Origin of the sequence: Salipiger aestuarii (genome assembly GCF_003259905.1) — a bacterium.
GTDB classification, from domain to species: Bacteria; Pseudomonadota; Alphaproteobacteria; order Rhodobacterales; family Rhodobacteraceae; genus Salipiger; species Salipiger aestuarii.
Window position 1 is genome coordinate 1 of sequence record NZ_QLMG01000088.1, and the last position, 8,440, is coordinate 8,440.

An 8,440-nucleotide genomic window follows, 5' to 3' on the forward strand; every position below is an offset into this window, starting at 1 on the left:
CCGGCGCGAGCGTGCGAGACGCTGGCGCAGGCCTGCAGGCGAACATCTTCGTATTTGATGGTTCTCCAGAGGCGCTCAACGAAGACGTTGGCGCGCCGCGCCCCTTTGGCATCCATGCTGATCCTGATCTTCCGGCTCGCCAGGACCTTGATGACGTCGGTCGATGTGAACTGGCTGCCCTGATCCGTGTCGAAGATCTCGGGTGCACCGGGACGCGCCAACGCCTCCGCCACTGCTTCAATGCAAAAACCCGCTTCCAGCGTGATCGACCCGCCATGCCAGGACGCGGCGGGTGAACCAGTCCAGCGGCTCGGTACTGGATAACGTAGCTGCGTTTGCCGGACGTGAACACGCGCAAACCGGCAAACGCAATTCGTCGTCCCAGATCGGGTAGTCCTTGTCGCGGCTTTCGACGGTGTCGACCATGCGTTTTGTGAGCTTTGCCATATGAAGGCAGACCTTTCCGACCGACCTCCGCGCGGGCGCCTCATCTCAGCATCATGTAATCACCCGGGCGAAAACTGCGACCTGTTTCTGGATGGAATCTTCGGTGTGCCGGTTTGAAAAGACAATTCCAATCAGCGACTTGTCGCACTCCGTCGCGCCCTATCGTGCGCTTTGGAAGGGCACCAATATCGCCTCCGAAGCGAAGGGTCGCGCGTTCGAATCGCGCCGGGACCACCACCATGTTTCGAATGGCCCCCTGAACCATGGACGCCCGCGCAACCCGCGCGTGGCATGCCCGCCCGTGCGCGGGGCGCATCCTGCGCGGGTGGTCGCGCGAAAAAGATGGGGAAACAAAAGTGTTTCCCCATCGGGTCCTGCAGGTACTGGCGTGGCGTCCGTCAGAACGGGATCTCATCGTCAAGATCGCGGGACGGTCCGCGACCGCCGCCACCGCTTCCACCACCATTGCCACTGCCACCGCCGAAGTCGTCGCCGCCACCACCGTAGCCACCGCCACCGCCGCTGTAACCGCCGCCGTAGTCACCGCCGCCACCGCCACCGCCACCGCTGCCCTGACGGCTGTCGAGCAACGTCAGTTCGCTGCGATAGGGGCGCAGCACCACTTCGGTGCTGTAACGGTCCGCGCCGCTCTGGTCTTGCCATTTGCGCGTTTCGAGCTGGCCTTCGATATATACCTTGGACCCCTTGCGCAGATACTGCTCGGCGATACGCGCCAGCGGTTCCGAGAAGATGGCGACGGAGTGCCACTCGGTACGCTCGCGGCGCTCGCCGGTGTTGCGATCTTTCCAGCTTTCCGAGGTGGCGATGCGCAGGTTGCACACCTTGCCGCCGTTCTGGAAACTGCGCACCTCGGGGTCCGCCCCAAGATTGCCCACAAGGATCACCTTGTTCACCGATCCGGCCATGTCGTTCTCTCCGATTGCTCCGATTCTGTCCCTTAGACAGGGTTCAGGCAGGGTTACACCGCGTGGCGGCGTGGCGCCACCGGATGTTACGGGAAACCGTGTCATCGCGGGATTGGCGTGTTTTCGCCCGGCTGGCCGCGGCGGGGTGGCGAAAACCCGCCCGGTTGGCTATGATCGCGCGCAGGGATTAGGGGAGGCACCGGCCTCTGAACAGGGTTTTAGGAACGGGGCAGGGGTTTTCCATGCACAACCTGGCACGCAACGCGCTGCGCGCGCTGGTTCTTTGCGCGGTTTCGGCGCCGATCGCGACGATGTCTGCGACGGGGGCGGGCGCCGACACGATTTCCACCAAGAACAGGGTGATGCTGTTTCGCCAGCAGACAAGCGTTCTGGATACGCGCGCATCCGAACAATACCGCAACTCCGTGCGGTTGCAGCCGCCGTCTGTCGTGACGCCGACCAAATGGGGCCCGATGGGGGGCGACGAAGGCAGCCTTCCGGTCTACCGCGGTGCATACAAGGGGCCGTTCGCGGATGTGGCGCGCATGGCCGCCCGGCGCAACGGCATCCCCGAGGATCTGTTCCTGCGTCTGGTCAAGCAGGAATCCAACTGGAACCCGTCGGCGAAATCCCACAAGGGCGCGATCGGGCTGGCGCAGTTGATGCCATTCACCGCCAGGGCGCTGGGGGTCGACCCGCACGACCCGGCCCAGAACCTTGACGGCGGCGCGCGTTATCTCAAGGCGCAATACATCAAGTTCGGCTCCTGGCGGCTGGCGCTGGCCGCATATAACGCCGGGCCGGGCGCGGTGGAAAAGCATGGCGGCGTGCCGCCCTACCGCGAGACCCGCAACTATGTGAAGACGATCTGGGGCAGTTGACCCTGCCGGCCCCGGCCCCGCCCCCCAATGCGCGCGGCGCTATGTCACGGGGCTGATCCTGACAGATTTCATCGGGAAAATTGACCCGGCCGGTCCGGTGCGGTAGGCCCTGCATATCGTCATTTCGGATCGACAGGCGGGACATGACCAAAGCCTCCTTTCCTCTTGCGCCCGCGCTTAGTCTGGCGGTGGTCTTTGCCCTGGGCGCGGGTCTTTGGGCCTCGGCCCTGACGTCGGGGCCGGAAGCCGCGCCCGCCGATATGGCAGAGCTGGGCGAGCGGTTGTTCTTCGATGTGAACCTGTCGCGCAACCGGACCCAAAGCTGCGCAACCTGCCACGACCCCGACCGCGCCTTTGCCGATCCGCGCGGAGCGGCATCCATCGGCGATGACGGGCTGTCGGTGGGGGATCGCAACGCACCGACAGCCACCTATGCCAGCTTTGTGCCCGCGTTCGAGACCGACGCGGACGGGCTGTGGATCGGCGGGCTGTTCCACGACGGGCGCGCCGGCACGCTTGAAGCGCAGGCCGGTGGCCCTCCTCTGAACCCGGTGGAAATGGGCATGCCCGACAAGGCCGCCGTCGCCGAACGGCTGCGCAGCGATCCAGGCTATGCGGCGGCATTTCCGGCCATTTTCGGCGCCCCGGTGCTGAAGGATCCCGACACCGCCTATGATGCCATGACGCGCGCCATCGCCGCCTTTGAACGCCGCCCGGATTTTGCGCCGTTTTCGTCGAAATACGACCGGATGCTGCGTGGCGAGGCCGAATTCACCAGGCAGGAAGAGCTCGGTCGCCTGTTGTTCTTTTCCCGGCAATTCACCAATTGCAACCAGTGCCACCAGCTGCGCCAAAGCGCCATCGACCCGCAGGAGACGTTTTCGGATTACCGCTATTACAACCTTGGGGTGCCCGAAAATCATGACCTGCGCGGGCGCAACGGGGTGACCGTGCTGGACGAAGGGCTGGCCCGGAACCCGGGCGTTTCGGCGGCGGCGGCAAGCCGCGGACGTTATCGCACGCCCACGTTGCGCAATGTTGCCGTCACCGCGCCCTATATGCACAACGGTGTGTTCGAAGACCTGCGCACGGTCATCCTGTTCTACAACACCTACAACACCCGTAACGAGACGCGCAAAATCAACCCCGAGACGGGCGCCCCTTTCGGCCCCCCCGAAGTGCCCGAGAACATAGAAATCGACAAGCTGACAGACGGCCCCGCGCTGGACGACCAGCGCATAGATGCTCTGGTTGCCTTCCTCGGGACTCTCACGGATGAACGCTACGAGGATCTGCTGGACTAGCCGTCGGCCAGCCCAAGCTTGTAAAGGTGGATTTCGAATGCGGGGTGCATGTCGCCGCCGGTGACGCCGGGGCGCAGATGACGGTAAAGCGAGCGCCAGTAGGGCTGCACGATCACCGCGTCATCCTGCAACATCCTTTCCAGCTTTGCCATGACAACCCGGCGCGCGCCGGCCTCGGCGATGCCCAGGGCCTCGGACACCAGCGCATCGAAGGCCGGGTTGGCATAGCCGCTTTCGTTCCAGGCCTCGCCCGAACGATAGGCCAGCGCCAGCATCTGAATGCCAAGCGGGCGGTGGTTCCATTCGGTGATCGACAGCGGGTAGCTTTTCCATTCCGACCAGAAGCGCGACCCCGGCAGCACCGTGCGCTTCACCTTCAGCCCGGCGTCGCGCAGCATGGCGGCGCAGGCGTCGCCCGTGCGCATGGTCAGCCCGTCGTCAAGCGTGACAAGGTCGTGTTCGACATCGGCCATGCCCGCCTCGCGCATCAGCGGCAATGCCGCCGCGGGGGCATATTCGGTGGTTCCGATCGGCGCGTAATCGGGATGTACGGGGGCGACGTGATGGTTTTCGGCCAGAACCCCGTGGCCGTCATAGCCAAGTTCCAGCGCGATGGCGTTGTCCACCGCCAGTTGCAACGCCTTGCGCGCGCGCAGATCGCCGTAGAGCGCGCGCCCGTCGATCCGGGCGGTCTGGTTGCCGCGCAGGACCACGGTCGAGCCGGTGACCACTTCGGATCGCTGCCAGCCCATGTCATCGGCAAGCGCGATGAAATCGCCGATGTTCTCGTAGAGCATGTCGATTTCGCCCGCTTTAGCGGCGGCAAGCCAGCTTGCCGGATCGGTGCCGTAGTCGATGAATTCGATGGCATCGAGCGTCGCGCCGCCGTACCCGACCGCATGCGTGCCCCACCAGTCGTGATTGCGGTTGCGCCGCAACAGCGCCCGGCTGCCCGGTTCGAGCAGCGCCGGAAGATAGGGACCGGTGCCCAGCGGCGAATCGAGCATGGACAGCGGGTCGTGATCGGCGTGGACCACAGCCGCCGGATAGTCGGACAGCCCGACCATCAGCGCCACGTCGGGGCTTTGCAGCGTCAGGGTCACGGTCAGATCGTCCTGTACCGTCACCGCGCCGTCGCGCAGCCGGTCGGTATCGTGATCGACCAGCGACGCAAGACGCCCGGCCATGGAATTACCCTCGACGCGGCGGTCGCACCAATAGGCGAACATGCGCGCGACGTCATCGGCGGTGAAGGCATCGCCGTTGTTCCAGGTCACGCCGGGGCGGACGTGCAGCGTGTAGACAGTGGCGTCGTCGCTGACCTGCCAGGCGTCCAGAAGCATGCCGCGCACGGTGCCGTCGCGGTCGTATTCGACCAGATATTCCAGCCATCCCCGGTAGAAATTGGCGATTTCCGACCAGTCGGCGGTACGCGGATCCTTGAGCGGGCGCACCTCCATCTGGATGCGCAGGGCGCGGCCCTCGCTTTCGGTGGCTTCATCGGCGCGGGCTGGGCCGGCGAGCCCGCCCAACGCATAGGCGGCCGGGGCCGCGACGCCCAGAGCGGTCACACGGGTCAGGAATTCACGGCGCGTCAGCTGCCCCGCGGCCAGCTCGCGCGCATGAAGGGCCGCAGCGGGGTGGAGGCGCAAGGGACGCGGCGTCATCAATGGGGTCCTTTCCTGCGAGGCGGCGCCTCATGCGAGGCAATGAAAAACAAACGCTGCGGCGCGGCGCAAGGATATTCGCCCGGCATGGGCGTCAGCCGCGTACACCCGGACGGACAGGGGGCCGGTTGCCCCGGCGCAGCTCGGTCGGCGACAGGCCGGTGTGGCTGCGGATGAAGCGGGTGAAATAGGGCGCGCTGTGAAAGCCGAGCCCTTCGGCGATGCGTTTGACCGACAGTTCCGGGGCGGCAAGCTGGCGGCGGGCCTCGTGCAGCTTGCGCTCGGCGATCATTGCGGCGGCGGTCATGCCACAGCTGGCGCGGGCGCTGCGTGTCAGATGGGTCGCGCTGACGCCAAGCGCCGCGGCATAGGCGGCAACGCCCCGGTCGCTGCGAAACCCCGCGCCAAGCGCGTCGCAAAACAGCCGCATGAGGTGCAGCGCGGCGGTTTCCCTGCCGCCGTCCGCCGCCGCCGCTGCGTGCTGGCGGTACAGCCAAACCGCAACCAGTCGGGCGTGGGCTTCAAGGGCGTCGTCGACCATGGCGCGCGCCTGGGTCTGTTCGCGCTGCATCGCATCCAGATGCGCGGTCAGTTCTGCCTGGGCGAACCCGTCGCGGATGCGCAGGTGCAGCGGGCGGTCGGGAAAGGGCGTGTCCGCCGGCGCATGCAGCGCCAGCCCCAGGGCCTGCGCGCCAATGTCCAGCGAGAACAGCCGTCCCGCCGGGATGAACAGCGCGTTATGGGCACCAAGCCCGCTGCGCAACCCATCGACGATGGCGCGCCCCTGACCCCGTGTCAGCCAGATCAGCGTGTGGTCGCGCCGGTCGTGCAGCAGCCGGTAATCCCATTCGGGCAGCCGCCCCAGCGAGCTGACCCGCGCGGTCATGCCAGATCCGCCGGGGACAGGCGCGGCCAGTCCTTCATCCGGGCGCGAAACCAGCTGCGTTGACGCTTGGCAAACTGGCGGGTCAGGATCGTGGCGCGGCGCGCGGCGGTTTCGAGCGACATCTCGCCGCGCAGATGGGCGATCAGTTCGGCCGCGCCGATGGCCTTGGCCGACGGCAGATCGGGCGACCAGCCGTCCAGATTGGCGCGCGCCTCATCCAGCGCGCCCGCCGCCAGCATCGCATCGAAGCGGCGTTCGATTCGCGGCGTGAGCCAATCCCTGGGCGCGTCGAACAGGATCGGCTGAACATCGGCCAGCGGCAGGCGCGGCGGCGGCGTGTCGTCCTGCCATGCGGCAATGCCGCGCCCGGTGGCGCGCAGCACTTCCCACGCGCGCTGCACGCGCATCGGGTTGGCGGTGTCGATACGGCCGCGGGTCTGGGCATCAAGCTCGGCCACCATCGGGGCATGATCGCCGGCATCCAGCCGCGCCATGGCTTCGGCGCGAATGTCTGGCGGGGTTGCGGGAATATCGGCAAGGCCGTTGGTCAGCGCGCTGAAATACAGCCCCGTGCCGCCGGTGACGATCAGCCGCGCGCCGCCCGCCAGCAGCGGGTCAAGGTCGCGCAGCCAGGCACCGACCGAATATGGCGTGCTGCCGGGGACATGGCCGTACAGCGCGTGCGGCGCGCGCGCCTCGTCTTCGGCGCAAGGCCGCGCCGTCAGAATGCGCCAGTCCGCGAACACCTGTATCGCATCGGCATTGACCACGATGCCGCCGTCCCGCGCGGCGATCTCGAGCGCCAGCGCGGATTTTCCCGACGCTGTGGGACCCGCGATCAGGACGTGGCGCGACGGGTCCGGCGCCGCCCGTCTTGCGGCGATGGTCAGCATGTCGGCCACGGGCGGTCCTCTTGTGGTGTCTGCCGTTGCAGCGGCCAGTCTTTTGAGCCACATATGGCCGCGATCCTAGACCCTGCCAGTGACGGAGCGCAACATGACCCAAGGCCCCAATTCCATCTACAAACGCGTTCTGCTGAAAATCTCGGGCGAGGCGCTCATGGGGGACCAGGGCTATGGGCTGCATCCCCCGACGGTCGAGCGTATCGCGCGCGAGGTCAAGGCGGTGCAGGAAATGGGTGTCGAGATCTGCATGGTGATCGGCGGCGGCAACATTTTCCGCGGCCTCGCCGGGTCGGCGCAGGGAATGGAGCGCACGACGGCCGATTACATGGGCATGCTCGCCACGGTGATGAACGCGCTGGCGATGCAATCGGCGCTGGAAGAGCTGGGCGTCTATACGCGGGTGATTTCTGCGATCCGGATGGATGAGGTGGCCGAACCCTACATCCGCCGCCGTGCCGTGCGCCACCTGGAAAAGAAGCGGGTGTGCATTTTCGCCGCCGGCACGGGAAACCCCTATTTCACCACCGATACTGCGGCGACGTTGCGGGCCAATGAAATGGCCTGCGAGGCGATCTTCAAGGGCACCAAGGTGGACGGCGTCTATGACAAGGATCCGGCCAGACACGACGACGCCGTGCGGTACGACCGGATCAGCTATGACGACGTGCTGATCAAGAACCTCAAGGTGATGGATGCGTCCGCGATCGCGCTGGCGCGGGACAACAAGCTGCCGATCATCGTGTTTTCGCTGGACGAGCCGGGCGGGTTCCGGGGCATTCTGAACGGCGAAGGCACCTATACCGAGGTTCATACCTGACAGCGCCCCGACCGCGGGGGGCCAGCCCCCCGCACCCCCCGGAGTTTAGGGGCAAGATGAAGGGGCGCCTCAGGTCACGCACTCATAAATCCCTAGCGCGTTTGGACTCTGTTTGATTCACTGCCCTCCAAAAGGAGAGCAGCATGGCCCAACGTCGTTATGAACTGACCGATTTCGAGTGGTCGATCATCGAACCGCTTCTTCCCAACAAGCCGCGCGGGGTGCCGCGTGTTGATGACCGCAAGGTGCTGAACGGCATCTACTGGCGGCTCAGGACCGGGTCGCCGTGGGCCGATAATCCCGACCGCTACGGTCCCTATACGACCTGCTACAATCGTTTCGTCCGGTGGGCACGGCTGAGGGTCTGGGACGGGATATTCGACGCCGTCTCAGCGGCTTACGAAGGGTCCGAGCAATCCGTGGACAGCTCGTCCATCCGGGTTCACCAGCACGGGGCCAACGCAAAAAGGGGGGCGAGGAGAGCGCCGGTGCCGCCGGTCTGGCTGACCTTCGAGCCGTCTGCATGGGGCGCTCGCGGGGCGGCCTGACCACAAAAATCCACGCCGTGAGGGATGCCCACGGCCTGCCGGTCACGCTGAAGCTGACC

General features: G+C 66.1%; 7 protein-coding genes, 1 tRNA gene and 2 pseudogenes. 5 read left to right on the plus strand and 5 right to left on the minus strand.

Annotated elements, in window-relative coordinates:
- Positions 1–306: pseudogene (locus tag ATI53_RS23510) on the minus strand (DDE-type integrase/transposase/recombinase); the annotation flags it as partial.
- A 311-nt stretch (positions 307–617) separates the two neighbouring features.
- Here ATI53_RS23510 and ATI53_RS23520 point away from each other — a divergent pair.
- Positions 618–684: transfer RNA gene (locus ATI53_RS23520), tRNA-Arg, on the plus strand.
- A gap of 161 nt (positions 685–845) precedes the next feature.
- Here the strand turns inward: ATI53_RS23520 and ssb are convergent.
- A complete protein-coding gene (gene ssb, locus ATI53_RS22130) occupies positions 846–1,373 on the minus strand; it encodes a single-stranded DNA-binding protein (protein WP_009502977.1) in 528 nt (175 codons plus the stop codon).
- Between the two features lie 242 nt (positions 1,374–1,615).
- Here ssb and ATI53_RS22135 point away from each other — a divergent pair, with 242 nt between their 5' ends.
- Both ATI53_RS22135 and ATI53_RS22140 read left to right on the plus strand, forming a co-directional pair.
- Positions 1,616–2,254: a lytic transglycosylase domain-containing protein gene (locus ATI53_RS22135; protein WP_009502976.1), complete on the plus strand. Its 639-nt coding sequence runs from the start codon at positions 1,616–1,618 to the stop codon at positions 2,252–2,254.
- A 143-nt stretch (positions 2,255–2,397) separates the two neighbouring features.
- Complete coding sequence (locus ATI53_RS22140; protein WP_111551399.1) at positions 2,398–3,558, plus strand: cytochrome-c peroxidase; 1,161 nt, start codon at positions 2,398–2,400, stop codon at positions 3,556–3,558.
- On the opposite strand, the gene ATI53_RS22145 is transcribed toward ATI53_RS22140, so the two are convergent.
- From ATI53_RS22145 to miaA, 3 genes are all read right to left on the minus strand, one after another.
- Complete coding sequence (locus tag ATI53_RS22145) at positions 3,555–5,225, minus strand: ABC transporter substrate-binding protein (RefSeq protein WP_009502974.1); 1,671 nt, start codon at positions 5,223–5,225, stop codon at positions 3,555–3,557. The two genes, ATI53_RS22140 and ATI53_RS22145, sit on opposite strands and share 4 nt — an antisense overlap.
- Positions 5,226–5,319: 94 nt before the next feature.
- Positions 5,320–6,111: a helix-turn-helix transcriptional regulator gene (locus ATI53_RS22150; protein WP_111551400.1), complete on the minus strand. Its 792-nt coding sequence runs from the start codon at positions 6,109–6,111 to the stop codon at positions 5,320–5,322.
- The gene (gene miaA / locus ATI53_RS22155) at positions 6,108–7,004 is read right to left on the minus strand and encodes a tRNA (adenosine(37)-N6)-dimethylallyltransferase MiaA (RefSeq protein ID WP_170134650.1); all 897 of its coding nucleotides are present in this window, start codon (positions 7,002–7,004) and stop codon (positions 6,108–6,110) included. The genes ATI53_RS22150 and miaA overlap by 4 nt, the downstream gene beginning before the upstream one ends.
- A 103-nt stretch (positions 7,005–7,107) precedes the next feature.
- On the opposite strand from miaA, the gene pyrH reads away from it, so the two are divergent.
- Positions 7,108–7,833, plus strand: coding sequence for a UMP kinase (gene pyrH, locus ATI53_RS22160; protein WP_009502971.1), 726 nt, complete (start codon positions 7,108–7,110; stop codon positions 7,831–7,833).
- 143 nt (positions 7,834–7,976) lie between these two features.
- A pseudogene (locus ATI53_RS22165) lies at positions 7,977–8,440 on the plus strand (IS5 family transposase); the annotation flags it as partial.